Origin of the sequence: Streptomyces sp. NPDC097640 (genome assembly GCF_040302705.1) — a bacterium.
GTDB lineage: Bacteria > Actinomycetota > Actinomycetes > Streptomycetales > Streptomycetaceae > Streptomyces.
In genome coordinates, this window is record NZ_JBEOSB010000005.1 from 62,902 (window position 1) to 87,227 (window position 24,326).

The following is a 24,326-nucleotide window of genomic DNA, read 5'->3' on the forward strand; positions in this document are numbered from 1 at the left end:
GGCACCCCGCCCCGCTCCCCGGGTCGATAGTGTGCGAAGAGACGCCGGACCGTCGGTAGGAGGCACACATGTACGTCACCGAGCTGGAGCTGTCCGGCGTCCGGGGGTTCCATGGCCAACGGGCCGCGTGGCTGCGCTTCCCCCGGCGCGAGGACGGCAGCCACGCGGGCTGGACCGTACTGGCCGGGCGTAACGGCTCCGGCAAGACGACGGTGCTACAGGCCCTCGCGTTGGCGCTGCAGGGCCCGGCCGTCACTCATGCGCTGCTCAAGGAGGCTGGGGATTGGGTGACGGGTGGGGCGCGTAAGGCAGTCGTCGAGGCGGGGGTTGCCGGTCCCGAGCACGTGGATGCCCGATGGGTCAGTACCGACAACCACCTCGCGAAGATTTGGTTCCCGGAGACCGGGAGCGTCCGGCTGGTCTGGGAGCGGGTGGCCAACCGTGGTGAGAGTCATGTCCGCCTGCGGCGTCCGTCGACGGCGGAGGCGTTCGAGCTGCAACGCAGGGCCGAGTCGGGACCCTGGCAGGAAACGCCGCAGGGGTGGCTGTGCCTCGGTTATGGGCCCTACCGCCGTCTCGACGGCGGAGTCTCCGCTCGGTCCGGGGGCTCCGAGCGCGCTGATCGGCTGGCAACGCTCTTCGATGAGAGCGTCTGCCTGACGGAAGGCGTCACCTGGCTGATCGACCAGCATCTGCGGAGTCTCGAAGGGCGTACTGGCGCACGCGAGCTCGTCGAGGTCGTGAAACTCCTGCTCGGTGATGGGTTGCTGCCCGACGATCACGAAGTGACAGGAGTGGACTCCGACGGTCTCTGGGTGAACACCCCGCGCGGAGTGCTGGCCTTGCGCGGGATGAGTGACGGCTACCGCTCAGTCACCGCACTGGTCGTCGACATAGTCCGACACCTGCATGGCGCGTATGGCGAGCTTCGAGTCGAGGAGCGCGACGGACATCCGGTCATCCCCATGCCGGGGGTCGTGCTCATAGACGAAGTCGACGCCCATCTGCACGTCAGCTGGCAGAAGCGGATCGGCCACTGGATGAAACAGCACTTCCCCGAGATCCAGTTCATCGTCACCACCCATAGTCCGTACATCTGCCAGGCCGCCGACCCCGGCGGCCTGATCCGGCTGGCCGGCCCGACCGAGGAGCGGCCGCCCGAGGTGGTCGACGAGGAGCTGTACCAGCGAGTCGTGTACGGCAGCGGTGACGACGCGATCCTCTCGGACCTCTTCGGGGTGGATTCCCCGTACTCCGCGCGGGCAGATGAACTGCGACGGCGGTTGGCGGCCATGGAGTTCCGTGTCCTGGACGAGCAGGCGAGCGAGGAGGAGCTGGCCGAATACCGGCGGTTGAGCGCGCAGCTGAACAGTTCCTTGTCGGCTCGTGTGACCGAAGTGGCCGCCCATCTAGGGCGTGACGAGTGATCCCACTTCAACGGCCGCCGCTCGACAGCCGGACTGCCGGTCTCCTCGCCAAGGCACACGAGCGCTTACCCGAAGTCGGCCTCACCGAAGCCGCTGCCCGGAGCGCCTGGAAGGCCGCCGGCGGTACGCGCAACAGGGTCGCCAACGCGTTACGCACCATGGCCAGCGGCATCGAGCGCTGTATGTACTGCTCGGAAAGCCTTGGCACCGCGATCGACCATCACGAGCCGCTGAACCATGCGCCACGACGGGTCTTCGACTGGTACAACCACCTGCTCGCCTGTGCCTTCTGCAACACCCACGCCAAGGGCGGCGCGTTCCCCCGGGACGTGGCCGGGAACCCCTTGCTCGTCGATCCCACGGCGGACCAACCGGCCGACCACTTCCGGCTTTCGCTCACCAGCGGGGAGTACCACTGCCTGACCGCCCGAGGCTGCGCGTCCATCGATGTCTTCCGGCTCAATCGAGGCACGCTGCGCAAAGGTCGGCTGGACGCGGTCGGGCAGTGCCTCGACACATTGGCGAAGTGCCGAGTGCCTGGCGAAGAACAACAAGGACGAAGTGGAGCAGCGGATACGGCGACTCGGGCGGCAGCCTTTCGCGGATGTGCTCCAAGAACTCAGACGGATCGCCGACCGGCCCTCGGCCTCCGTGGTGCTGGGGAACGATGCCGCCCTGGTTGCTCTGCGTACCCTGTATGCACCGTTCATAGCCAAGGCCGTAGCCATCCCCAAGCAGGTGCGCCACGAGCCGAACTGCCGGTCGTGGAGCGTTCCCTAGGGTGCGGCCTGGCGCGATCAGGGCGGTGTCCCGTCCGCCTTCCGGGCGCGCGGGGGCGGCAGGGGGAACAGGCCTTTCAGGCTGTGCAGCGCCTCGCTGTCGCCGGACGCCGACGCGGCGCCGCTCTCGAGGGCATCGGCGAACGTGAGGCCCTGTCCGGTGAGGCTGACGAACGCCTCCTCGCTGATCGTGACGGTCGCGTCGGGGTGCTGGGCGGGCCCGTGCAGTGCCTCGATCGTTCCGTCGTCGATCCGGGCGTGGAAGACCTCGTCGTCGACGCGGAATTCGTACACCGCGCGGAGCCCGGCGGCGGCCTCGGCGTTGAAGCAGGCCCGTAGGCCGAGGACCGCCCAGCCCGGATGGAAGGTCTCCGTCTCGCGCCGCTCGCCCATCGCCCACTTCAGGCCCCACTGGGCCAGGTGCAGGATCGCCGGTCCCAGCTCCTCGCCTGCCTCGGTGAGGGCGTACGCGGGGGTGCGGGCCGGGGGCGGGAGGGTGATCTTGTGGGCCAGGCCCTCTCGTTCCAGGTGCTTGAGGCGGGCGGCCAGCAGGCCGGTGCCCAGGCCGCGCAGGCTGGTCTGGAGGTCGCCGAACCGCTTGGGTCCGGTCAGTAGCTCGCGGATGAGGAGCAGCGTCCAGCGCTCGCCGACGAGGTCGAGGGTGCGCGCGGTGGCGCAGTACTGGTTGTACGTTCGCTGTTCCACTTCATCACTTTAGACCGCGCAGGAGCGGCAGCACTCGCTCGGCGAACTCCTCCAGGCCCTGGTCGTGGTCGTCGGTCGCCAGGCGGATGACGACGTGGCGGGCGCCCGCCTCGGCGTAGCCGTGCAGCCAGTCGGCGGCCTGGCGGGGCGTACCGGCGAACATGGCCTGGATCTGCTCGATGCGCTCAAGCGGTGCGTTGTAGTACGGCTCGATGCTGCTCCGCAGCCGCTTGCGTGCGTGGTGCGGGTCCTCGTCCAGGCAGAGCGTCGCGTACAGGGCGGGGGTGACTGTACGGGGCGGCGCCGCGCGCTCGATGTTCCGGCGTTCCTCCGCGTACGTCGTCGTCTCGGGCGGATACGGGAGCCAGCCGTCGGCGAGGCGGGCCACCCGGCGCAGCGCCGGGCCGCCGCTTCCGGCCAGCCAGATCGGCGGGCCGCCCGGACGGTACGGCGGGGGAGTGAGCCGCACACCGTCGAAGGAAAAGTGTTTGCCCTGGTGGGAGACCTCCTCTCCGCTCCAGAGCCGGCGCATGACGTCGATCGACTCCTCCAGGCGGCTGATCCGGCGGGCGAAGTCGACGCCGATTGCAGTGAACTGGGCCTCGGTGTCGGGGTTCGGGAACCCGCCGCCCATGCCCGCGATCAGGCGCCCCTCCGACAGCCGGTCGAGGGTGGCGAGTTGATGCGCCAGCAGGATCGGATGGCGCAGCGCCGGGAGCAGTACCGCCGTGCCGAGCGCGATCCGCTCGGTGGTCTCGGCCACGGCGGCCATCAGCAGCAGCGGATCGGCGCGGGGCCTGGTCACGGGGGAGTCGCCCGCCCAGACCGAATCCAGCCCGAGCTCTTCCGCGCGCCGCGCCTGGGCGATGAGCCGTCGTGGTGCGTGCTCGCCTCGAACGGTCTGGTCGCGCGTCGGTAGAAGGTAGCCGACCTCAAGTCCCGCCATCTTGGCTCCAAGTTGTCGTTGTGAGGTGTCCGAGCCTAGCGATTGACTTCCTGATTTTGAAGTGAAAGATTCAGATTCAGGAAGCGATGCAAGGGAGTTGAGGATGACGAAGGCGCTCTACACGGCGGAGGCACACGTGGCCGGAGGCAGAAACGGCCGCGGTCGCACCTCCGACGGACGGCTCGACCTGGAACTGCGGCTGCCCAAGGAGCTTGGCGGGGACGGTGCGGGCGCCAACCCCGAACAGCTCTTCGCGATCGGTTACGCCGCCTGCTTCGGCGCGACGCTCGCGCTGATCGGGCAGCGCGAGAACCTCAAGGCGGACGACGCGGAGATCGACGCGTCGGTCTCGCTGATCCCGATCGACGGCGGCCGCTTCAAGCTCGGCGCCGAGCTACGGGTCTCCCTGCCGTCGGTCACCGGCGAACAGGCCGTCGAACTGGTCAGGACGGCCCACGAGGTCTGCCCGTACTCCAACGCCACGCGTGACAATCTCGACGTTGCGCTGGTGGTCAACGGCGCCCGGGTGCGGTCGAGTTAGTGTCCAGTCGCTCAGCCCGCCAGATCGCCGAGCAGTCCGGGGACGTCCAACTCGACGCTGAACTCTCCGGCGACCTGGACGGACTCCTTCCCCGTGACCGTGGACACCTCGCGGTATGTGTCGACGGACAGCTCGTGCACCACAATCCGCACGTCGGGCTCGAGCTCGACGCGCCAGTAGGCCGGCACCTTCGCCTGGGCGTAGAGCGCGGGCTTGAGGATGCGGTCGGTGGATCGGTTGAACGGCGACACGATTTCCACGAGCAGCAGGACCGCTTCGAGCGGCACGGCCAGCGTCCCGCGCTGGACGGCGGCGCGGTCCACGACGGCGATGTCGGGGATGAACAGTCTGGATTCGCCGGTCACCATCACCGCGCCGGCGGATAGGAACGGCGCGGCAGATCGGGCCAAGGCGGCGTGGATCTGACGGTGCAGTTCTGAGGACACGATCTGGTGGTCCCAGGCGGGCGCGGGAGAGACCATGAGAACACCGTCCACGAGCTCATAGCGGGCGCGGGCCGGGTGCTCCGGGAGGGCGAGGACGTCCTCGACCGTCCAAGGGCCTTCGTGATCGTCGACTCGCGCCTTGGCGACGCTCATGACTGCCATCACTGCCTCCTCGTGTTCCTGGACCCCAGCATGGCAGGCAGTTCGGACACTCACCGAGCCTTCCAGCCCGTGCCGGTGTCCTCAGCGCTCCACGTCGCGTGGCGGCGTGCCGTGGTATCCGGCGAGCAGTGGCGTCGGCAGTGGTCCCTTGATGCGGGCGCCGCCCTCGTACTCCTCCCAGGCGTGCGCCAGGATGCCGACGCTGCGCGAGAGGACGAACAGGCCGCGGCCGAGCTCGGCGGGGAAGCCCAGCTCCGCGTAGATGATGGCGGTTGCGCCGTCGATGTTCATGGGGACCGGCTTGGTGCGACCCTCGGCCAGGGCCGCCTCCAGTGCGAGGCCTGCGGCCAGGGCGTGGCCGGGCACCTGGCCCGCGTCCACGGCCTCGCGGACCAGGGTCAGGAGCGGGTCTCGGCGCGGGTCGCGTGGGTGGAAGCGGTGGCCGAATCCGGGTACGTAGGCCTTCCGTTGCCTGAACTCGGCTACCAGGTCGCGGGGTTGCTCGCCGCCTATGATGCGGTTCAGAAGCTCCATGCACTGCTGGCCGGCTCCGCCGTGGGTGTCGCCCAGCAGGCCCGCGCCGGTGGCGACCGCGCTGTTGAGGCCGACGCCGCAGGTCGCGGCCATGCGTGCGGCGGCGATGGACGGGGCCTGTGGGCCGTGGTCCACGGCGGCGACCAGTGCAGCCTCCAGGAGCCGGCACTGTGCCTGGTTCGGCAGTTCACCGCGCAGCATCAGCCAGATCTGCTCGGCGAACCCCGTGCGGCCGATGAGCTGCTCGACGGGGTAGCCGCGCAAAAGGATCTCGCCGGGGCGGATGCGGCTGACGGCGGTGGACCACCAGCCGGTCACCTTCGCCTCGTCGATCGGTCGGGGGATGGTGGGGCTGTTGGCGGGCGGTTCGCTGGTCATGTTGCTGTCCTTGGGTGGGGGCGTCAGGGTGTCACGGGGTTATACGGCGCCGCGCTTCCGCAGCCTTGCGATCTCCTCCTCGTCGTAGCCCAGTTCGGCGAGCGCCGTGTCCGTGTGCTGGCCGAGCAGCGGCGGTGGGCTTGACGGGCCCGCCGGGCGGCCGTCGACGCTCACCGGACTGCCCAGCACCCGCAGGGACCGGTCGCGGCCGTCCGGGAACGGCAGGCTGTGTACGAAGGAGCGGGATGCCAACTGCTCCAGGCCGAGCGCGTCCGGAACCGACAGGACACGGGCCGCGGGGACTCCGGCGTCGGAGAGGACCTCCTCCCACTCCTTCGCCGTACGAGCCGAGAGCCCGGCCTCGACCTCGGCCCGCAACTCGTCCCGGCGCGCCTTGCGGTCGGCCGGGTGACGGAAGCGCGGGTCGTCGAGCAGGTCGTCGCGGTCGATGAGGCGGCACAGGGTGGCGAACTGCTGTTGCCGGTTGGCGGCGATGTTGAGGTACCCGTCGGCCGTGGCGAAGGTGCCCGACGGCGCGGCGGTGAAGTTCTCGTTGCCCATGGGGTGCGGTTCGCGGCCGGTGATCAGGTAGTTGGAGGTGACCCAGCCCATCGCCGTCAGCGCCGCCTCCAGCATCGACACGTCCAGCAGGGCGCCCTCGCCGGTGCGGGCGCGCCGCACCAGGGCCGCCGCGATCGCGTACGCCGCCGCCATGCCGCCGAGCGTGTCCGCCACGGGGAACCCGGCCCGCAGCGGGGCCACGTCAGCGGTTCCGGTGACGCTCATCATGCCGCTCAGCCCCTGCACGATCTGGTCGTAGGCGGGCCGTGAGCGCATCGGCCCCGTCTGTCCGAACCCGGAAATCGCGCAGTAGACGAGGCTCGGATTCTCCTTGCGCAGCTCCTGCCAGCCGACGCCCAGGCGGTCCATCACGCCGGGCCTGAAGTTCTCGACGAGTACGTCGGCCTCGCGTACCGCCCGCAGCAGCGCGGCCCGGCCCTCGGGGTCCTTGAGGTTGAGGGTCAGGGAGCGTTTGCCCGCGTTCTGCGCGAGAAACGAGGCCCCCAGCAGGTCCTCGCCCAGTGCCCGGTCGGCGCCCAACTGCCGGGCCAGATCGCCGGAGCCGGGCATTTCGATCTTGAGGACGTCGGCGCCCTGAAGGGCGAGCTGGTATCCCGCGAACGGCCCCGCGAGGACGTTCGTGAGGTCGAGGACGCGTACGCCGTCGAGGAGCGCGCCGGCCACCGGGCCGCCGCCGGGCATCGGGCCGCCGCCGGTCATCGGGCTGCCCCTCCGATGCAGTCGAGCGCCGTCAGATCGCGTGCCGCCGCGGTCAGCGCCGGAACGAAGCCCGCCACCGCCTCGTCGGTGAAGCGTGCGGTGGGTCCGCCCAGGGCGAGGGCGCCGGTGAGGCGCCCCGCTCTGTCGAAAACGGGGGCCGCGACACCGGACACCCCGGCCTCACGCTCCCCGTGGCTGACCGCCCAGCCCGCGACGGCCGCCTTCTGCGCCCGCTCCCACAGCACCGTCGCCCAGTCCTCGTGCGGTGCGGCGCCGGCCACCTGTGTCACGTCGGCCTGGTCGGCGCGGGAGAGAAGGACATGGCTCGCGGCTCCCGACCACAGGGGCATCTCCTGCCCGACCCGGACCACATGCCGCAGGGTGCGGGCGCCCTCGTGGCGGGCGATGCAGACGCGGGCCTGCTGCTGGCGTACGTACAGGTGCACGGCCTCGCCGTCACTGGCCTCGCTCAGCTGCTTCATCAGGGCGAGGGCCGACTCGGGCAACTGCCAGGTGGACCTGGCCAGTTCGGCCCAGTGCAGCAGTCCGGGGCCGGGGACGGTGTGTCCGTCCCCACGGCTCCACAGCAGCCCGCACTGCTCGAGGGTGTGCACGAGGCGCACCACGGTGGTCTTGGCCAGACCGGTCGCGTCGACGAGCTCGCGCACGGTGCGGCTGGGGTGTTCGGCGTCGTACAGGGCGAGCAGTTCGACCGCGCGCTGCACGCTGCGGACGCCTCCCGCGTCGGACTCGGACATGGGTCTCCTCACGGCGGAAAGAAGTCGGCGCCACCCCCTTGTCACCGGGTGGGTGCCTCCATAACATCACCGAACCATTCAGCGGCACAAGTGAACCACCTAGTGGTACAGCGTCGCATTCTCCGTCAGTCGACGAAGGAGTCCCATGAGCGAAGTAGCAAGCAGACGGCGCGTGTTCCAGCCGAGGGTCATGCTCGCGGCGGTCTTCGGCACCACCGTCGAGTGGTACGACTTCGCGCTGTACGGCACCGCGGCCTCACTGGTCTTCAACAAGGTGTACTTTCCCGACAGCGACCCCCTGGTCGGCACGATCCTCGCCTACGGCACCTTCGCGATCGGCTTCGTCGCCCGCCCGCTCGGCGGCGCCTTCTTCGGCGAACGCGGCGACACCCGGGGCCGCAAGAACGTTCTGGTGGCCACCCTGCTGCTGATGGGCCTGGCCACCACCGCGATCGGCCTGCTGCCCACGTACGGGCAGATAGGCGTCGCCGCGCCGCTGCTGCTCACGCTGTTGCGGTTCGTGCAGGGCTTCGCCGCGGGCGGTGAGAAGACCGGAGCGCTGATCATCCTGTTCGAGAACGCGCCGCCGAAGTGGCGCGGCCTGCTCACCTCACTGCCCGCGATCGGCACCGGCACCGGAACGCTGCTGTCCACCGGTGCCTTCGCCCTCGCGACCGGGCTGCTGTCCGAGGAGGCGTTCCTGGCCTGGGGCTGGCGGGTGCCGTTCCTTCTCAGCGCGGTGCTGACGTTTTTCGGGCTGTGGGTGCGCAGGTCGGTCGAGGAGACCGCCGAGTTCCAGGACTCCAAAGCCGCCACCGCCCGCCCGCAGCCGACCGGCACGCTGCGCGAGCGGCTGGCCCGTACCCGCTTCGTCGAGGCCTGGCGCCGCTACCCCCGGCAGATGCTCATCGTGATCGGCGCGGGCGCCGCGGAGAACGCGGGCTACTACATCTTCGGCACGTTCTCGGTCGCGTACGCCGAGGACCGCGGGATGTCCACGTCCGCGCTGCTCAGCGGCATCTCCATCGCCGCGGCCGTAAAACTGGTGACCGTCCCGGCGTTCGGGGCGCTCTCGGACCGGGTCGGCCGGCGGCCCGTCTCGATCGGCGGCGCGCTGGTCCTGCTCGCCGCCGCCTGGCCGTTCTTCGCCGTCATCGACGGGCAGAACACCTGGCTGATCTGGCTCGCGCTCCTGGTCACCCTCGGCATCGGCCAGTCCGCGATCCTGGGCTCACAGCCCGCCTTCTTCGCCGAACTCTTCGACACCAGGGTGCGGTTCAGCGCCGTCGGCGTCGCCAACAACCTCGGCACCGTCCTCACCGGGGGACTGGCCCCCGTGCTGGCGACGTGCCTGCTGCTCTGGTTCGACCACAGCGTGGTCGGGGTGGTCGTCTTCATCGCCTCGATGAGCGCGCTCACCGTCGTCACCGTGGCCCTGGCGAAGGAGACCAGACACCGGGAGACCGCGGCGGTACCGTCCCGTCCCGCGGCCAGGGTCAATACATCTAGCCGCTGATGTAGACGAGGGCGGTGCGTTGTGCCCCGACCAGGAGGAGGCAGGAGTCCCCTTCGCCGGACAGGACGGATTCGAGGGGGAGGTTCTTGGCGTAGGCGAGGATGGGTGGGGTGCCGGGCGCGCCGGTGATCTCGGTGAGGATCGTTTCGAGCAGGTCGCGGGCTAGCCAGGAGACCAGTTCATCGCCGGGGATTTCAGGCGTCGTGGAGTCGAACTCCCAGACCAGGGTCTGGGCCCGGGCCGCCGTGACCATGTTCTGTTCGGACTCGGTCAGCGCGGCTTTCAGGGAGGGGGCGTCCAGCGCCCAGAGGACGTCGTCGGATTCGTCGTCGCCCTCCTCAGCGATCAGCCAGTGTTCGTCTCCGGCCCAGCCCGCGCGGAAGGCGGCGTCGGGGTCGGCGACGTTCAGGTCGATGTCATGGGTGCCGAAGGTCACCTCGAAGGTCACCGCGTCGGTGTTGTTGATCTGGAGGAACTCGCTGAGCAGGGACGTGACGCAGGCGATCCGGTACGTGGATGAGCCGTCGGAGGCGGCGTCGGGGGCGGCCTTGGCGTCGGCCAGGGCCAATCGCGTCGTCCTGTCGTGGGAGCGCACCAGCAGGTGCAGCTCATCGTCCAGCGCGGGGCCGTCCGGCTCGGCGGCCACCGTGATGCGGAGCAGATCCGTACCGTCCGCGGCCAAGTAACCCGCCATGTATCCGGCGAGTGCCCGGCCCCGGCCCGACTCCGCTACGTCTGTGAGGAATTCGCTGATCAGCGCGAACGTATGCTCCGCACCCTCGTCCGGCAGACCCCACGAGGCGTGCAGGGGGCCGGAAGACGTCTCGTCCGGGTCCTCGATGTCGAACCGCTCGACGGCCACCGGATGGCGCTGCCCGTCGGGGCCGTCGAACGTGGCCGGGAAGGCGCCGTAGTTCGACACCTCGGCCAGGGAGGGCGCTACGGTCCACTCCTCCTCGTACGACGGCGGAGCTTCGCCGCCGACGAGTGCCAGGCGCCAGCGCGGCAGCCACAGCGCGAACAGGTGCTCCACGGCTTCGAGCGGGTCGATATGGCGCGGCTCCGCTTCCGTCAACGTACCTCCCCCGGGCCCACGTTGGTGATCACGGCGGAGCCTACAAGGAGCGGACCGCGCCGCGCCCCAGCAGCCCCGCCAGCAGCCCCGCGATGTTCCACGCGTCGTCCACGCCCCGGTGGTGCGTGCCCTCCAGGGCGAGCCCGGCGTGGTGGAGGGCTCCGGCCATGCCCAGTTCGCGGTCGAGGGAGTGCATCAGCGAATACAGATTCTTGACGTTGAGATGCCGGGTGCCGAACGGATAGCGGGTGTCGGTCGCCTCGCACTGGCGCGTGAACTGGGCGCGGTCGTACTCGCCCCAGCTCGCCCATACGCGGTGCCCGGCGCCGTGCTCGTCGCGCAGGATCTCGCAGGCTTCGGCGAAGCTGAGGCCGTCGGCGGCCTGTTCGGGGGTGATGGTGGTCAGTTCGGTGCAGAAGGGGCTGACCGTGGAGCGCTCGGGGCGGATCATCAGGGAGCGGCGGCCGGAGCGTTCGCCGGTGGCGACGTCGAGTTCGCACAGGCCGATCTCGATGATGTCGGATGCCATGCCCTCGGGGGTGGGGCCGTCCCAGCAGGTCGCTTCGACGTCCACGACGAGGACGCGGTCGAGTCGCAGTCTTGCCATGCGGGGTAGCGAATCACGGGGGCGTGGTGGGAGGCACGCGAATTGTCGTCAGGCGGAGGGCCGGTGGGCCGGGCGGGGTGGCGGCCATGCGGCGACGGCGCCGGCGATGCCAGCGCCGAGCAGCGCGAGCGCGATGGTGAGGGCGAGCCAGCGGTGGGCCGCGAGGTCGAGGACGTTCTGGTCGAGGGCCCCGGCGGGCTGGGCCTGGTAGGGGTCTGCCCGGTTGTAGACGACGGTCGTCGCCACGCGGTCCTCGGCGTCACGGTGGCCGTGCGGGACATAGAGCGAGCCGTCGATCGCCGTCTCCGGGACGCTGACCGGATCGCCGTCGGCGTCGATGAAATCGAGCCACACCGACGACGTCTCGCAGCTGATGCCCCGCCCCTGGGAGCAGGTGGTGGACAGGGACGCCTCGGCCCGTGCGTGCAGTCCGTGGGCGCGCAGCACGGCCAGTTCGGAGTGGCCGTCCCATAGGTGTTTGATCTGTCCTGACAGCAGAAGAGCGCCGATCACCGCGACGGTCACGGCGGCGGCCGTCGTCCACCACCGGCGCAGCAGATCTGGCATGGCAACCCCTCCTCGCGAAACGGGACCAACGGTCCCGCATCACCGGAACCCTACGCGAGATGGCTGATTCTCAGGCTGTCAGCCCATCGCATTAGGGTCGGTTGACATGACGAACCACAGGCTCCGCGAACTCCTCGCCACCGGGCTGATCGACCGCCTCGACGCCCGCGACAAGACGCTGCTGGAGCGTCGCGCGCGGATCAAGGCCAGTGGAGAGAAGCCGTCCCGGCTGGAACCGCGCGGATGGTGGTACGCGGTGCCGGGCGCGGCCTATGAGGGGGTGTTCGAGGCGCTGGAGCTGCACGACCGCTTCCCGGTCACGCTGGAGGAGGGCGTCGATGTGGACGACATGCCGTGGCGCCGGGGCGCGCTGCCCGTGTTCATCACCCCGGAGCTGGACGGCTGGCGGCTGGTCTACGGCAACCTCATCAGCGTGGTCGGCGAGGGCTGGGACGAGTGGATGGGGGCCGTGGAGCGGCTGAGCGAGCACTGCGGCGAGGCGCAGATGTTCTTCCAGGACGAGGCGGGCGGGGCGGACATCTGGGTGGTGGCCGAGAAGGGCCGGATCCGGCGGCGTTACGCGGCGGAAAGCGACCCCGAGTGGATCGGCGAGCCGCTGCCCTGGGAGGAACTGCGCGTCGACGAAGAGGACTTCGACCCGGAGTACGACGAGGCCGAGCCCAACGAGGGCACGGCGCGGGCGGCCTACGCCTGTTGGGAGTTGTCCGTCGACCCCACCGAGATCGGTTCCTACACGCTGATGCGCGGCCACGGCTGGCTGGCCCTCAACGCTCCCGGCATCGGGTACAAGGGGCTGGATCTGCTCGTGTAGTGGAGGGACGCGGCGGGTGGTGGCTTCGGGGCGGCGACACGTTCCGAAGCCACCGCGAAGTCACCGCCCGGCGCCCGCCGGAACCACCTGGACCGTGTCGCCCACCGCGCGCTCGCCCGCCGCGTCCGAGGGGGCGTTGACGAGCCCGCCGTTCACGGCCATGGCGCTGGAGCCGCCGCCGTCCAGGTTGAGGGCCTGCTCCGCGCCCAGGGAGCGCATGAAGTCGGCGCCTTCCACGAGCGTGAAGCCCTCGCTGACGCCGGGCTGCCGCCCGTCCACCGTGGCGAGGATCAGCCGCCCCTGCTTGTCGATCCCGGCCATGGTGCGGGGCTGCCGTCCGTTGGACCAGGCGTAGCCGAAGGAGAGGTCCTGGGGGTCGAGCATGCCTTCGGTGGCGGCGTCGACGGCGTTCCGGCCGTCCTCGACCAGGGTGGGCGCGGCGCTGACGACGCTGTCGCCGGGGCCGAGTTCGACCTGCCGGCCGGCGGTGTCGCGGATGACCTCCTCGACGGATATGGGCTCGCCCGCGCGGCCGTGGGCCGTGAGCCAGTCGGCGGCGCCGCCGATGCCCTGGAGCACCGAGCCGCCGGACGGGACCTTGCCGCCGCGCGCGCCGACGGACACCACGCGGTGGTCGGCGTCGAGCACAGCCTGGACGCCGGGGCCGGTGGGCAGGCCGGCGCGGAACGACGACGTGAACTTCACCAGGTCGTCGGTCTTGGCGCAGGTGAGGTCCTGGCGGGGCTCCTCGGTCGGGGTGGCGCCTGGGCGGCCGCAGTTGCGCACCTTCCCGGGCACCCGGTTGATGCCCTCCACCGCGTAGTCGGCCGATCCGGCGCGGGCGGTGACCGTGGTGGTCAGGTCCGCGATACGGGGGTTCCGGCCGCCGTCGTCGAGGATCAGTGCGGCCCGTGAGCCGGCGGCCATCGACTGGAGTTCGCCGTCGTAGGCGCCGATTCCGGCCATGGTGCCCTGGACACCGTCGGCGTCGGAGGTGACGAAGAAGCCGCCGTTGACGCCGATCAGGGAGCCGACCTTCGCGGCGACGGCGGAGGTCGTCTCGCGGTCCGCGACATCGCCGTTGTGCGTGCCCTCGACGGTGCCGGTGAAGGCGGCCGGGTCGATGACCGCGACATGCACGCTCTCCCGGTCGGCCGGCTGCTGCACGTCGTAGCCGGTCCACTCCACGGCCGGGCGCAGGCCGCTCGCGGACACCTTCTGGCTGGTGCTCTGGGCGTCCTCCGCGGTGGCGTACGAGCCCACGCGCACCCGCCAGCCCATCGTGCCGCTCGGCGTGTCCGCGTACGCGGGCCAGCGGACCTGCTCCAGGCGCGGCTCGAGACCGGCGTCCCGCAGCCGCCGCGCGGTGTCGTCGGCCCAGGCGCGGGTGGAGAGCGGGGCGGACGTCGGGGCGCCGGTCAGCCGGTTGACGGCGGGGGCCTGGACGGTGACCGTCCAGGAGGGTTTGGCGTCCGGGTCCTTGATGACACCGGTGCGCAGTTCGACGCCCGGGGCCACGGTCCGCGTCGTCCAGTCGGTGACGGACTTCGCGGCGGCGGTTGGGGCGGGTTTCGCCGCAGCGGGCGTGGCCGCCTGCGCCGGCCCGGGCACCGCCCAGGGGTTGATGACCGTCAGCGCGATGGTGGCGGCCACCGCGATCGCGCCCCGCCTGCGGGTGCCGCGGCGGGCTGCTCTGTCGGCCGTGCCGACCAAGTCGGTTCCGAGTGGACGGGGGGCGTGTTCAGTGCGCATGGCATCCCCTGGGGCGTCGGCGTCCTGCAACGTCCTGATGTGTGGGAGGCAAGTCCAGCGGTGTCCGGGGGCCGGGCTGACAAGGATGCGGGACGGGCGGGGGACGGGACACGGAAGAGGCGGTGAATCGCACGGGGCGGACGTGGCCGAACCCCGTCGGACCCCAAGCCCCGCCGGGGCCGGGGGTCCCCCTGAGGCGGAGCGGGGGAGTAGCCCGAACGAGTGACGGAAGGCGGGACGGGACCGCGCGGTCAGGCGGTGAGCGCCGTCAGCTTCCGGGCCCCCGCCTCGTCGTAGCGGCGCAGCAGCAGCCGGGCCAGCTCCGGGGCCGGGCCCAGGACGCCCGCCAGGACGTCCGCGCCCGCATCGCGCGCGCCGTGCGCGATGCGGTCCGGGAGGCGGCCGGGGGCGATGACGTACGGGGCGACGGCCACGCGGCGGGCGCCCTCGGCGCGCAGGGCGCGCACCGCGTCCTCGGTGCGGGGGAGAGTGGCGGAGGCGAACGCGGGCCGCACGGCGCACCAACCGGTGTGCCGCCACTCCCGCGCGATTTCTGCGATCACCGCGATCGCCTCCGGGTCGGTGGAGCCCGCCGAGGCCAGGACGACCCCGGTCGAGCTTCGGTCGCCGGGCCGCAGCCCGGCCTCGTACAGCCGCCGCTCCAGGGCGCTGATCAGCAGCGGCGAGGGGCCGAGCACCTCGGCCTGCCGGACCCGCAGGTCCGGGTGGCGGGCCGTCGTCTCGCGCAGCACCGCCGGGATGTCGGCCTTCGCGTGGAAGGCGCGGGTGAGGAGGAGCGGGAGGGCGACCACATCGCGGGCGCCCTCCGCTGCCAGGCGGTCCAGGACCTGCCCCACCCTCGGCGCGTTGAAGTCCAGGAACGCCGCCTCCACCCGCAGCCCCGCCCGCAGCGACCGCACCCGCGCGCACAGCGCGGCGACGGTCGCCGCGTGGCGCGGGTCGCGGCTGCCGTGGGCGATGACCAGCAGGACGGGGGGCGAGGGGGTCACGGGATGCGTTACCGGATTCCTTACGAGGACGGGCGGGGGGCTACGGGCGGGGTGGCCGCGCTATGGGCGGGGGCGTCGGGACGGGGTGTCAGTGGGTGCTCACCAGCAGGCCCCGGCTCCGCAGCACCCGCCGCTCGATCGGGGCGAAGATCAGCAGCTCGATCGCGATCCCGACGAACAGGATCATGATGATGCCGAGCAGCACCCCCGCCATGTCGGAGTTGTTGCGCTGGTTCTCCAGGTACTGGCCGAGCCCGAGCCCCAGGTCGGGGGACTTGGCGATGATCTCCGCGGCCATCAGCGAGCGCCAGGAGAACGCCCAGCCCTGCTTGAGCCCGGCGACATACCCGGGCAGCGCGGCGGGCAGCAGGATGTGCCGGGCGCTGACCAGGCCCCGGGCGCCGAGCGTGCGCCCGGCGCGCAGGAACAGCGGCGGCACCTGGTCGATGCCGGAGACCAGGCCGTTGGCGATCGAGGGGACCGCGCCGAGCAGGATCACGGCGTACATCATCCGGTCGTTGAGGCCCAGCCAGATCACCGCGGGCGCCACCCAGGCGACCGAGGGCAGCGACTGGAGCCCGGACAGGATCGGGCCGATCCCGGCGCGGATCACCTTCACCCGGGCGACGATCAGCCCCAGCGGGGTGGCGATCGCCAGCGCGATGAGGAAGCCGAACAGTCCGCGCGAGACGCTGGTCCAGACGATGTCGAACAGCTCGCCGCGGAGCCACAGCTGCTCCAGCGCGTCCCAGACCAGCTTGGGGTCGGGGAGCTTGTAGTCGTCGGTGACCTTCGCCCAGACCAGCGCCTTCCACACGGCCAGGATCAGCGCGATCGCCACGATGGGCGGCAGCACCTTCTGGACCAGCACCTCGGCGGGCGAGGTGCGCCGGATCTGCACCGCGTCCAGCGCGTCGAGACCGGCCTCCAGGCCCGCCAGGTCCTGGCTGGACTGCTTTCGCCGTTCCGTGGTGGCGGGCTCGTCCGTCTTCTCCACGGCGGCCGTCGTCTTCGGCGATTCGCCGGTGATCTCAGTGCCGGCCATGACGGCGGATCTCCCCACGCAGTTCTTCGGTGATCTCGATGGACAGGTCCGCGACGGCCGCGTCCTCGATCCGGCGCGGCTGCGGAATGTCCACCGTCCACTCCCGGACGACCCGCCCCGGCCGCGAGGACAGCAGCACCACGCGCTGGGCCAGCCGCACCGCCTCGCGCACGTTGTGCGTGACGAACAGGACCGAGACGCCCGTCTCGCTCCAGATGCGGGTCAGTTCGCCGTGCAGCACATCGCGGGTGATGGCGTCGAGCGCGGCGAACGGCTCGTCCATCAGCAGCACGCTGGAGTCCTGCGCCAGCGCGCGGGCGAGCGCCACGCGCTGCCGCATGCCGCCGGACAGCTCGTGCACCCGCTTGCCGTGCGCGCCGCCCAGCCGCACCAGCTCCAGCAGCTGCTCGGCCTTGGGCCTGCGCTCGGCGCGCGGCACACCGCCCAGCCGCAGCGCCAGCTCGATGTTCTTGCCCGCGGTCAGCCAGGGGAAGAGCGCGTGCTCCTGGAACATCAGGGCCGGCCGGCCGCCCGGGACCTCGATGGTCCCGGCGGTCGGCCTGTCCAGGTCGGCGACCAGGTTGAGCAGCGTCGACTTGCCGCAGCCGGAGGCGCCCAGGATGCACACGAACTCGCCGGGGCGAACGTCGAGGCTGATGTCGTCGAGCACGGGCTGTGCGGCGCCGGGGCGGCCGAACGCCTTGTGGACGTGGTTGATCCGGACAGCTCCGGAGGAATCCGAGGGGCCTGCCGCGGCCGCCGTGGCCGCGCCCGCCCGGTCGGCCTTGTCGGTGGTCAGTGCCGGGGACATCCGGTCACCTCCTGATGGGTGCGTACGTGCGTATGGGCGTGCGTACGGGGTGCCCGCGTACGGGACGCGTACGGGATGCGTGCCGTACGCGGGCGGCCGGCGGCTACTGGGTGCCGAGCCCCGCGGCGGAGACCGTCGGCTTGCCCTCCGCCTTGAGGACCTTGTTGAGCAGGGTCAGGTCGTAGATGCCCTTGAGGTCGGGCTTCTCCAGGAGCCCGGCCTTGACCGCGTGTTCCGCCTCGGTGTCCAGGGTCGAGGCCAGCGGGTCGTCGGTGACCTGGATGCTCTTCCACGCCGGGTCGATCACCTCGGCCGGGAGCCCCTTGCCGGTCTCCGCCTCGAGGGCGGCGTTGGTCTCGGACTTCGCCTTGTCGGGGTTGGCCTTGATGTACGCGTTGGTGTTCACCGAGCCGCGCAGCACCGCCTCGACGACGTCCGGGTGCTTCTTGAGGAAGTCCTGCCGGACGATCACGTTGGTGATGACGAACTTCTTGTCCGGCCACAGGGTGGACTCGTCCAGCAGCACCTTGCCGCCCTCGGCGACCAGCTTGGAGGCGGTGGGCTCGGGCACCCAGGCGCCGTCGATCGCGCCGGACTTGTAGGCGTCGGGGGTCACCTTGTTGTCCGTGCGGACCACGGAGACATCGCCCTTGCCGCTCTGGGCGTCGACCTTCCAGCCCTTCTCGGCGATCCAGTTGAGGAACGCCACGTCCTGGGTGTTGCCCAGCTGCGGGGTGGCGATCTTCTTGCCCTTGACGTCGTCCAGCGTCTTGATCTTCTTCGGGTTGACGACGAGCTTGACCCCGCCGGACGCCGAACCCGCGATGATCTTGAGGTTCTTGCCGTGCGACTTCACATAGCCGTTGATGGACGGCGAGGGGCCGATCCAGCCGATGTCGATGGAGTTCGCGTTGAGCGCCTCGATCTCGGACGGGCCCGCGTTGAAGACGAACGGCTGGATCTCGGTGCCGCCCAGCTCCTTCTGGATCAGCCCGCCGTCGCGCAGGCCCACCAGCGCGGTGGCGTGCGTGAGGTTGGCGAAGTAGCCGATCCTCACCTTGTCCAGGCCGTCGATCTTCTTGCCGCCGGCGGCGGGGACGGCCTTGTCTCCCGTGTCGTCCTTCTTGGAGCCGTAGCCGCAGGCGCCCAGCGCGCCGATCAGCAGCGGGAGGGCGGCGGCTGCCGCGAAGAGGCGGGTGCGCCGGCGGAGGGCCGGGCGCGGGTGCGTGGTGCGGTCGACGGGCACGGGAGGAGTTCCTCTCGGAGGGCCGGGGACAGCGTCAGGGGACGCCCGGCAGTTCGGCAGGTCTTCGGTTACGCCGCTTGCGGTACGGCGGGGGAACGGGGAACGAGCAGGTCAGCAGGCACATCGGCCGACCCCTCCCTGTCCACTGCCAAGGGCGCCGCTGCCGACGCGGCCGCCCTCCTTCGCGAAGGTGGAGAAGACATCACCGGACATGATCAGAAGTCCCATCCGTCGTCGTCGGACGTGTCGTCGTCGTCGGCCGCGGCCGGGGTGGCGGTCGCGAACGAGTCGCCCACCATGCCCGCGGTCAGCGTGGTGCCGTCGGCCGGGTCGATCAGGATGAACGAGCCGGTGCGGCGCGAGTCGGCGTAGGAGTCCACCGGCAGCGGCTCGGCGGTACGGATCTTCACCCGGCCGATGTCGTTGGCCACGAGCTGCTCCGGGTGCGGGTGCAGGGACAGGTCGTCCAGCGTCAGCCGGGACGGGATGTCCTTGACGATGGCCTTCACGGTGCGCGTGCCGTGCTTGAGCAGCACCCGGTGGCCCACCGTCAGCGGCTGGTCCGCGACATGGCAGACCGTCGCCTCGATGTCCTGCGTGGCCGGTGGCGCGTCCTTGCTCGGCACGAGCAGATCGCCGCGCGAGACGTCGATGTCGTCCTCCAGCAGGACGGTCACCGACTGCGTCGTCCAGGCCACGTCGACCGGCTTGCCCAGCAGGTCGATGCCCGAGATCGTGGTCGTACGGCCGGACGGCAGCACCGTGACCCGCTCGCCGACGCGGAACGAACCGGCCGCGATCTGGCCCGCGTACCCCCGGTAGTCCGGGTGCTCCGCGGTCTGCGGACGGATCACATACTGCACGGGCAGCCGCGCGTGGCAGTGCGCCAGGTCGTGGCTGACCGGGACGGTCTCCAGGTGTTCGAGGACGGTCGGGCCGCCGTACCAGTCCATGGTGGCGGACGGCTCCACCACGTTGTCGCCCGCCAGCGCCGAGATCGGGATGGCGGTGACCTCTGGGATGCCGAGCTCGATGGCGTAGGCCGTGAACTCCTCGGCGATGGTGGCGAAGACCGGCTCCCGGTAGCCGACGAGGTCCATCTTGTTGACCGCGAGGACCACGTGCGGGACGCGCAGCAGGGCCGCGATGGCGGCGTGGCGGCGGGTCTGCTCGACGACGCCGTTGCGGGCGTCGACCAGGATCACGGTGAGTTCGGCGGTGGAGGCGCCGGTGACCATGTTGCGGGTGTACTGCACATGGCCGGGGGTGTCGGCGAGGATGAACCGGCGCCGGGGCGTGGCGAAGTAGCGGTACGCCACGTCGATGGTGATGCCCTGCTCGCGCTCGGCGCGCAGGCCGTCGGTGAGCAGCGCCAGGTCCGGGCCCTCCTGGCCGCGGTTGGCCGACGCGCGCTCCACGGCCTCCAGCTGGTCGGCGAGGACCGACTTGGAGTCGTGCAGAAGACGGCCGACGAGGGTGGACTTGCCGTCGTCGACCGAACCGGCGGTGGCGAACCGCAGAAGGGTCGTCTCGGAGAGCTCCGTGGTCGTGGTCATGCTTAGAAGTACCCCTCGCGCTTGCGGTCCTCCATGGCGGCCTCGGACAGCTTGTCGTCGGCGCGGGTGGCGCCGCGCTCGGTGAGCCGGGAGGCGGCGATCTCGGCGATGACGGCGTCCAGCGTGGTGGCGTCCGAGTCGACGGCGCCGGTGCAGGACATGTCGCCGACGGTGCGGTAACGCACCTGCCGCTTCTCGACGGTCTCGCCGTCCTTGGGCCCGCCCCACTCGCCGGCGGTCAGCCACATGCCGTTGCGCGGGAAGACCTCGCGCTCATGGGCGAAGTAGATCTCCGGCAGCTCGATGTTCTCGCGGGCGATGTACTGCCACACGTCCAGCTCGGTCCAGTTGGACAGCGGGAACACGCGGACGTGCTCGCCCGGCGCGTGGCGGCCGTTGTAGAGGTTCCACAGCTCGGGGCGCTGGCGGCGCGGGTCCCACTGCGAGAACTCGTCCCGGAGCGAGAACACCCGCTCCTTGGCGCGGGCCTTCTCCTCGTCGCGGCGCCCGCCGCCGAACACCGCGTCGAACCGCTCGGCCTGGATCTTCTCCGTCAGCGGCAGCGTCTGGAGCGGGTTGCGGGTGCCGTCGGGGCGCTCCTTGAGGACACCGCGGTCGATGTAGTCCTGGACGGAGGCCACATGGAGGCGCAGCCCGTGGGCCGCCACCGCGCGGTCCCGGTACTCCAGGACCTCGGGGAAGTTGTGCCCGGTGTCGACGTGGAGCAGCGAGAAGGGCACCGGCGCCGGGGCGAACGCCTTGAGCGCCAGATGCAGCATGACGATGGAGTCCTTGCCACCGGAGAACAGGATCACCGGCCGCTCGAACTCGCCCGCCACCTCGCGGAAGATGTGCACCGCCTCCGACTCCAGCGAGTCCAGGTGCGACAGCGTGTAGAGGTCTCCGTCTCCGTCTCCGTCGCCGTCCTCCGAGCCGGGTCCCGTCCCGTTGGCCTGAGCCACGGTCGTCATGCCAGTCCCCTCTCACCCAGCAGCGCTCTCAGCGCCGCGGCGGATTCCTGGACGCCCTGCCCGTGCGTCTCGATGCGCAGGTCCGGGACCTCGGGGGCCTCGTACGGGTCGTCGACCCCGGTCAGCCCGGAGATCTCGCCCGCCGCCTGCTTGGCGTACAGCCCCTTGACGTCCCGCTCGGCGCACACGTCCACCGGCGTGGCGACGTGCACCTCCAGATAGGCCGTGCCCTCGCTCTGGTGGCGCTTGCGGACCGTCTCGCGGCTGTCCGCGTACGGGGCGATGACCGGCACCAGGACCTTGACGCCGTTGGAGGCCAGCAGTTCGGCCACGAAGCCGATCCGCTGGACGTTGGTGTCCCGGTCCGCGCGGGAGAAGCCGAGGCCGGAGGAGAGGAACTCGCGGATCTCGTCGCCGTCCAGCACCTCCACCCGGTGCCCCTCGCCGCGCAGCCGCTCGGCCAGCGCATAGGCGATCGTCGTCTTGCCCGCGCTCGGCAGACCGGTGAGCCATACCGTGGCGCCCTGCTGTGTCACGCTCATCTGGTTCTCCTGGTCAGCCATCAGCCGTGCAGCCCGCACTCGGTCTTGGCGCGGCCCGCCCAGCGGCCGGCGCGCGCGTCCTCGCCCTCCAGTACCCGCCGGGTGCAGGGCGCGCACCCCACGGACGCATAGCCGTCCATCAGCAGGGGGTTGGTGAGCACGCCGTGTTCGTCGACGTACGCGTCCACGTCCGCCTGCGTCCAGCGGGCGATGGGGGAGACCTTGACCTTGCCGCGCCTGGCGTCCCAGCCGACGACCGGGGTGTTGGCGCGGGTCGGGGACTCGTCGCGGCGCAGCCCGGTCGCCCAGGCGGCGTAGCCGCGCAGCCCCTCCTCCAGCGGCTTGACCTTGCGCAGGGCGCAGCACAGGTCCGGGTTCCGGTCGTGCAGCTTCGGGCCGTACTCGGCGTCCTGCTCGGCCACGGTCTGGCGGGGGGTGAGCGTGATGACGTTGACGTCCATCACGGCCGCCACCGCGTCACGGGTGCCGATGGTCTCGGGGAAGTGGTAGCCGGTGTCGAGGAAGACGACATCGACGCCGGGCAGGACGCGGGAGGCCAGATGGGCCACCACCGCGTCCTCCATCGAGGAGGTGACACAGAAGCGCGGCCCGAAGGTGTCGGCCGCCCAGCGCAGGATCTCCAGCGCCGGGGCGTCCTCCAGTTCGCGCCCCGCGCGCTCGGCGAGCCGCTCCAGGTGCGCGGGGTCGTCCAGGTCCAGCTGCTCGGTCATATCGCCGTGCCCCCTTCGCCGTGTTCGCGCCGCAGGCCCTTGGCCAGCAGCCCGAGGAACGACAGCCGGAACGCGCGGTTGCAGGACGCGCATTCCCACGCCCCGTGGCCTTCCTCGGAGGGGCGCAGGTCCTCGTCCCCGCAGTACGGGCAGTAAAAAGGCGCCGCTCGCTCACTCATGAGAGTGCCTCCTCGCTCGCCCGCGACGCCCACGTCGCGAACCGCTCGCCCTCTTCCCGCTCTTCCTCGAAGCGGCGCAGCACGCGCTCGATGTAGTCGGGGAGTTCGGCGGAGGTGACCTTGAGGCCGCGGACCTTGCGGCCGAAGCCGGGCTCCAGGCCGAGCGCGCCGCCCAGGTGGACCTGGTAGCCCTCGACCTGCTCGCCGTTCTCGTCCATGACCAGCTGGCCCTTGAGGCCGATGTCGGCGACCTGGATGCGCGCGCACGCGTTCGGGCAGCCGTTGATGTTGATGGTGATGGGCTCGTCGAACTCGGGCAGCCGGCGCTCCAGCTCGTCGATCAGCGAGGAGCCGCGCGCCTTGGTCTCGACGATCGCGAGCTTGCAGAACTCGATGCCGGTGCAGGCCATGGTGCCGCGCCGGAACGTCGACGGGGTGACCTGGAGGTCCAGCGCCTCCAGACCCGCGACGAGCGAGTCGACCCGGTCCTGCTCGACGTCGAGCACGATCATCTTCTGCTCGACGGTGGTCCTGACGCGGCCGGAGCCATGCGCCTCGGCCAGCTCGGCGATCTTGGTGAGGGTGGCCCCGTCCACCCGGCCGACGCGCGGCGCGAAGCCGACGTAGTAGCGGCCGTCCTGCTGGCGGTGCACGCCGATGTGGTCGCGCCACCGCTGCACGGGCTGCGCGGGCGCGGGGCCGTCGGCCAGCTTGCGCTTCAGGTACTCGTCCTCCAGCACCTGGCGGAACTTCTCCGCGCCCCAGTCGGCGACCAGGAACTTCAGCCGGGCGCGGGTGCGCAGCCGCCGGTAGCCGTAGTCGCGGAAGATGCCGATGACGCCCGCCCAGACCTCCGGGACCTCCTCCAGCGGGACCCAGGCGCCGAGCCGGACGCCGATCTTCGGGTTGGTGGAAAGCCCGCCGCCGACCCACAGGTCGAAGCCGGGGCCGAGCTCGGGGTGGCGCACGCCGACGAACGCGATGTCGTTGATCTCGTGGACCACGTCGAGCACCGGCGAGCCGGAGATCGCCGTCTTGAACTTGCGCGGCAGGTTGGAGAACTCCTTGGTGCCGATGAAGCGACGGTGGATCTCGTCGATGGCCGGGGTGCCGTCGATGATCTCGTCCTCGGCGATCCCGGCGACCGGTGAGCCGACGATGACGCGCGGGGTGTCGCCGCAGGCCTCGGTGGTCGACAGGCCGACGGCCTCCAGCCGCCGCCAGATCTCGGGCACGTCCTCGATCCGGATCCAGTGGTACTGGACGTTCTGCCGGTCCGTGATGTCCGCCGTGCCGCGGGCGAACTCCTGCGAGACCTCGCCGACGACCCGCAGCTGCTCGGTGGTCAGCCGCCCGCCGTCGATACGGACGCGCAGCATGAAGTGCTCGTCGTCCAGCTCCTCCGGCTCCAGGATGGCGGTCTTGCCGCCGTCGATGCCGGGCTTGCGCTGGGTGTAGAGGCCCCACCAGCGCATACGTCCGCGCAGGTCGGCGCCGTCGATGGCGTCGAAGCCGCGGTGGGCGTAGATCGTCTCAATGCGTGTCCGCACATTGAGACCGTCGTCGTCCTTCTTGAACTGCTCGTTGGCGTTGAGCGGGGTGAAGTGACCCGCGGCCCACTGGCCCTCGCCGCGGTGGCGTCCGGCCTTGCGGCGGGGCGTGGCTGCGCTGGGGCGGTCCGGGGTGGCGGCCATGGCGGTGTGTGTCCTTCTGAGCGGCTCTGGTGCGGCGGGCGGTACTCGTCAGCGCACCCTCGGTGACCTGCGCTTTTGCGCAGGCGGGCACGGCGTTGCGGCGGAGGGCGCGGGGCGCAGAGGTTAACGAGGCGGGGAGAGTGCGAGACGTGCGCGCTCGCCCACGACGTCGGGGGCGGCGGGGAAAGCTGCGCTGCTGGCGGTGGCGTCCAGGGCGGAGGCCCGACTACGGGTA

25 protein-coding genes are annotated in these 24,326 nt (G+C 71.1%); 4 read left to right on the forward strand and 21 right to left on the reverse strand.

Annotation, left to right across the window (positions count from 1 at the left end):
* The first annotated feature begins 68 nt into the window (after nt 1-68).
* On the forward strand, nt 69-1,427 hold the full coding sequence (locus ABTY62_RS08850) for an AAA family ATPase (protein ID WP_352128713.1): 1,359 nt from the start codon (nt 69-71) through the stop codon (nt 1,425-1,427).
* Nucleotides 1,428-1,576: 149 nt separating this feature from the next.
* On the opposite strand, the gene ABTY62_RS08855 is transcribed toward ABTY62_RS08850, so the two are convergent.
* The 3 genes from ABTY62_RS08855 to ABTY62_RS08865 all read right to left on the reverse strand — a co-directional run bounded on the left by ABTY62_RS08855 (nt 1,577) and on the right by ABTY62_RS08865 (nt 3,857).
* Nucleotides 1,577-1,981, reverse strand: a complete 405-nt coding sequence (locus tag ABTY62_RS08855) for a hypothetical protein (RefSeq protein WP_352128714.1) — start codon at nt 1,979-1,981, stop codon at nt 1,577-1,579.
* Nucleotides 1,982-2,224: 243 nt separating this feature from the next.
* A complete protein-coding gene (locus ABTY62_RS08860; protein ID WP_352128715.1) occupies nt 2,225-2,911 on the reverse strand; it encodes a winged helix-turn-helix transcriptional regulator in 687 nt (228 codons plus the stop codon).
* Nucleotides 2,912-2,915: 4 nt separating this feature from the next.
* Nucleotides 2,916-3,857: an LLM class flavin-dependent oxidoreductase gene (locus ABTY62_RS08865; protein WP_352128716.1), complete on the reverse strand. Its 942-nt coding sequence runs from the start codon at nt 3,855-3,857 to the stop codon at nt 2,916-2,918.
* A gap of 103 nt (nt 3,858-3,960) precedes the next feature.
* Between ABTY62_RS08865 and ABTY62_RS08870 the strand changes: the two genes are divergently transcribed.
* Nucleotides 3,961-4,398 (forward strand): organic hydroperoxide resistance protein, encoded by a 438-nt coding sequence (locus tag ABTY62_RS08870; RefSeq protein WP_352128717.1) that lies wholly within the window; start codon nt 3,961-3,963, stop codon nt 4,396-4,398.
* A gap of 11 nt (nt 4,399-4,409) precedes the next feature.
* Here the strand turns inward: ABTY62_RS08870 and ABTY62_RS08875 are convergent, their stop codons facing one another.
* The 4 genes from ABTY62_RS08875 to ABTY62_RS08890 form a co-directional block, all read right to left on the reverse strand.
* Nucleotides 4,410-5,006, reverse strand: coding sequence for a Uma2 family endonuclease (locus ABTY62_RS08875; RefSeq protein ID WP_352128718.1), 597 nt, complete (start codon nt 5,004-5,006; stop codon nt 4,410-4,412).
* Between the two features lie 81 nt (nt 5,007-5,087).
* The gene (locus ABTY62_RS08880; protein ID WP_352128719.1) at nt 5,088-5,918 is read right to left on the reverse strand and encodes a citryl-CoA lyase; all 831 of its coding nucleotides are present in this window, start codon (nt 5,916-5,918) and stop codon (nt 5,088-5,090) included.
* A gap of 39 nt (nt 5,919-5,957) precedes the next feature.
* Nucleotides 5,958-7,199 (reverse strand): CaiB/BaiF CoA transferase family protein, encoded by a 1,242-nt coding sequence (locus ABTY62_RS08885; RefSeq protein ID WP_352128720.1) that lies wholly within the window; start codon nt 7,197-7,199, stop codon nt 5,958-5,960.
* On the reverse strand, nt 7,196-7,957 hold the full coding sequence (locus ABTY62_RS08890) for an IclR family transcriptional regulator (protein ID WP_352128721.1): 762 nt from the start codon (nt 7,955-7,957) through the stop codon (nt 7,196-7,198). The genes ABTY62_RS08885 and ABTY62_RS08890 overlap by 4 nt, the downstream gene beginning before the upstream one ends.
* Before the next feature lie 145 nt (nt 7,958-8,102).
* Here ABTY62_RS08890 and ABTY62_RS08895 point away from each other — a divergent pair, with 145 nt between their 5' ends.
* Complete coding sequence (locus ABTY62_RS08895; protein WP_352128722.1) at nt 8,103-9,473, forward strand: MFS transporter; 1,371 nt, start codon at nt 8,103-8,105, stop codon at nt 9,471-9,473.
* Here ABTY62_RS08895 and ABTY62_RS08900 read toward each other — a convergent pair.
* From ABTY62_RS08900 to ABTY62_RS08910, 3 genes are read right to left on the reverse strand one after another with little or no spacing between them, the layout of a single operon-like run.
* Nucleotides 9,463-10,548, reverse strand: a complete 1,086-nt coding sequence (locus ABTY62_RS08900) for a hypothetical protein (RefSeq protein ID WP_352128723.1) — start codon at nt 10,546-10,548, stop codon at nt 9,463-9,465. The genes ABTY62_RS08895 and ABTY62_RS08900 overlap by 11 nt on opposite strands.
* Nucleotides 10,549-10,588: 40 nt before the next feature.
* Nucleotides 10,589-11,155, reverse strand: coding sequence for a 3'-5' exonuclease (locus ABTY62_RS08905; RefSeq protein ID WP_352128724.1), 567 nt, complete (start codon nt 11,153-11,155; stop codon nt 10,589-10,591).
* A gap of 48 nt (nt 11,156-11,203) precedes the next feature.
* Nucleotides 11,204-11,722, reverse strand: a complete 519-nt coding sequence (locus ABTY62_RS08910; protein ID WP_352128725.1) for a hypothetical protein — start codon at nt 11,720-11,722, stop codon at nt 11,204-11,206.
* A 106-nt stretch (nt 11,723-11,828) separates the two neighbouring features.
* Here ABTY62_RS08910 and ABTY62_RS08915 point away from each other — a divergent pair, with 106 nt between their 5' ends.
* Nucleotides 11,829-12,554, forward strand: a complete 726-nt coding sequence (locus ABTY62_RS08915) for a hypothetical protein (RefSeq protein ID WP_352128726.1) — start codon at nt 11,829-11,831, stop codon at nt 12,552-12,554.
* Between the two features lie 60 nt (nt 12,555-12,614).
* On the opposite strand, the gene ABTY62_RS08920 is transcribed toward ABTY62_RS08915, so the two are convergent.
* The 11 genes from ABTY62_RS08920 to ABTY62_RS08970 all read right to left on the reverse strand — a co-directional run bounded on the left by ABTY62_RS08920 (nt 12,615) and on the right by ABTY62_RS08970 (nt 24,091).
* Nucleotides 12,615-14,306, reverse strand: a complete 1,692-nt coding sequence (locus tag ABTY62_RS08920) for a phosphodiester glycosidase family protein (RefSeq protein WP_352128727.1) — start codon at nt 14,304-14,306, stop codon at nt 12,615-12,617.
* A gap of 251 nt (nt 14,307-14,557) precedes the next feature.
* On the reverse strand, nt 14,558-15,316 hold the full coding sequence (locus ABTY62_RS08925) for a sirohydrochlorin chelatase (RefSeq protein ID WP_352128728.1): 759 nt from the start codon (nt 15,314-15,316) through the stop codon (nt 14,558-14,560).
* Between the two features lie 88 nt (nt 15,317-15,404).
* Nucleotides 15,405-16,361, reverse strand: coding sequence for an ABC transporter permease (locus tag ABTY62_RS08930; RefSeq protein ID WP_352128729.1), 957 nt, complete (start codon nt 16,359-16,361; stop codon nt 15,405-15,407).
* Entirely contained in the window at nt 16,348-17,172 is an 825-nt protein-coding gene (locus ABTY62_RS08935; protein ID WP_352128730.1) for an ABC transporter ATP-binding protein, read from the reverse strand. The genes ABTY62_RS08930 and ABTY62_RS08935 overlap by 14 nt, the downstream gene beginning before the upstream one ends.
* A 103-nt stretch (nt 17,173-17,275) precedes the next feature.
* A complete protein-coding gene (locus ABTY62_RS08940) occupies nt 17,276-18,418 on the reverse strand; it encodes an aliphatic sulfonate ABC transporter substrate-binding protein (RefSeq protein ID WP_352128731.1) in 1,143 nt (380 codons plus the stop codon).
* A 215-nt stretch (nt 18,419-18,633) separates the two neighbouring features.
* Nucleotides 18,634-19,974 (reverse strand): sulfate adenylyltransferase subunit 1, encoded by a 1,341-nt coding sequence (locus tag ABTY62_RS08945; RefSeq protein ID WP_352128732.1) that lies wholly within the window; start codon nt 19,972-19,974, stop codon nt 18,634-18,636.
* Nucleotides 19,975-19,976: 2 nt separating this feature from the next.
* Nucleotides 19,977-20,945: a sulfate adenylyltransferase subunit CysD gene (cysD, locus tag ABTY62_RS08950; RefSeq protein WP_352128733.1), complete on the reverse strand. Its 969-nt coding sequence runs from the start codon at nt 20,943-20,945 to the stop codon at nt 19,977-19,979.
* A complete protein-coding gene (cysC, locus tag ABTY62_RS08955; protein WP_502997430.1) occupies nt 20,942-21,508 on the reverse strand; it encodes an adenylyl-sulfate kinase in 567 nt (188 codons plus the stop codon). The genes cysD and cysC overlap by 4 nt, the downstream gene beginning before the upstream one ends.
* Nucleotides 21,508-22,218 (reverse strand): phosphoadenylyl-sulfate reductase, encoded by a 711-nt coding sequence (locus ABTY62_RS08960; protein ID WP_352128735.1) that lies wholly within the window; start codon nt 22,216-22,218, stop codon nt 21,508-21,510. The genes cysC and ABTY62_RS08960 overlap by 1 nt, the downstream gene beginning before the upstream one ends.
* Entirely contained in the window at nt 22,215-22,397 is a 183-nt protein-coding gene (locus tag ABTY62_RS08965) for a hypothetical protein (RefSeq protein WP_311723542.1), read from the reverse strand. Before ABTY62_RS08965 ends, ABTY62_RS08960 begins: the two co-directional genes overlap by 4 nt.
* A complete protein-coding gene (locus tag ABTY62_RS08970; protein ID WP_352128736.1) occupies nt 22,394-24,091 on the reverse strand; it encodes a nitrite/sulfite reductase in 1,698 nt (565 codons plus the stop codon). The genes ABTY62_RS08965 and ABTY62_RS08970 overlap by 4 nt, the downstream gene beginning before the upstream one ends.
* Nucleotides 24,092-24,326: the final 235 nt, after the last annotated feature.

Coding starts and splice junctions, on each gene's coding strand:
- ABTY62_RS08850 (WP_352128713.1), top strand. CDS start 69: ATGTACGTCACCGAGCTGGAGCTGTCCGGCGTCCGGGGGTTCCATGGC.
- ABTY62_RS08865 (WP_352128716.1), bottom strand. CDS start 3,857: ATGGCGGGACTTGAGGTCGGCTACCTTCTACCGACGCGCGACCAGACC.
- ABTY62_RS08870 (WP_352128717.1), top strand. CDS start 3,961: ATGACGAAGGCGCTCTACACGGCGGAGGCACACGTGGCCGGAGGCAGA.
- ABTY62_RS08875 (WP_352128718.1), bottom strand. CDS start 5,006: ATGGCAGTCATGAGCGTCGCCAAGGCGCGAGTCGACGATCACGAAGGC.
- ABTY62_RS08880 (WP_352128719.1), bottom strand. CDS start 5,918: ATGACCAGCGAACCGCCCGCCAACAGCCCCACCATCCCCCGACCGATC.
- ABTY62_RS08885 (WP_352128720.1), bottom strand. CDS start 7,199: ATGACCGGCGGCGGCCCGATGCCCGGCGGCGGCCCGGTGGCCGGCGCG.
- ABTY62_RS08890 (WP_352128721.1), bottom strand. CDS start 7,957: ATGTCCGAGTCCGACGCGGGAGGCGTCCGCAGCGTGCAGCGCGCGGTC.
- ABTY62_RS08895 (WP_352128722.1), top strand. CDS start 8,103: ATGAGCGAAGTAGCAAGCAGACGGCGCGTGTTCCAGCCGAGGGTCATG.
- ABTY62_RS08905 (WP_352128724.1), bottom strand. CDS start 11,155: ATGGCAAGACTGCGACTCGACCGCGTCCTCGTCGTGGACGTCGAAGCG.
- ABTY62_RS08910 (WP_352128725.1), bottom strand. CDS start 11,722: ATGCCAGATCTGCTGCGCCGGTGGTGGACGACGGCCGCCGCCGTGACC.
- ABTY62_RS08915 (WP_352128726.1), top strand. CDS start 11,829: ATGACGAACCACAGGCTCCGCGAACTCCTCGCCACCGGGCTGATCGAC.
- ABTY62_RS08920 (WP_352128727.1), bottom strand. CDS start 14,306: ATGCGCACTGAACACGCCCCCCGTCCACTCGGAACCGACTTGGTCGGC.
- ABTY62_RS08930 (WP_352128729.1), bottom strand. CDS start 16,361: ATGGCCGGCACTGAGATCACCGGCGAATCGCCGAAGACGACGGCCGCC.
- ABTY62_RS08935 (WP_352128730.1), bottom strand. CDS start 17,172: ATGTCCCCGGCACTGACCACCGACAAGGCCGACCGGGCGGGCGCGGCC.
- ABTY62_RS08945 (WP_352128732.1), bottom strand. CDS start 19,974: ATGACCACGACCACGGAGCTCTCCGAGACGACCCTTCTGCGGTTCGCC.
- cysD (WP_352128733.1), bottom strand. CDS start 20,945: ATGACGACCGTGGCTCAGGCCAACGGGACGGGACCCGGCTCGGAGGAC.
- cysC (WP_502997430.1), bottom strand. CDS start 21,508: ATGGCTGACCAGGAGAACCAGATGAGCGTGACACAGCAGGGCGCCACG.
- ABTY62_RS08960 (WP_352128735.1), bottom strand. CDS start 22,218: ATGACCGAGCAGCTGGACCTGGACGACCCCGCGCACCTGGAGCGGCTC.
- ABTY62_RS08965 (WP_311723542.1), bottom strand. CDS start 22,397: ATGAGTGAGCGAGCGGCGCCTTTTTACTGCCCGTACTGCGGGGACGAG.
- ABTY62_RS08970 (WP_352128736.1), bottom strand. CDS start 24,091: ATGGCCGCCACCCCGGACCGCCCCAGCGCAGCCACGCCCCGCCGCAAG.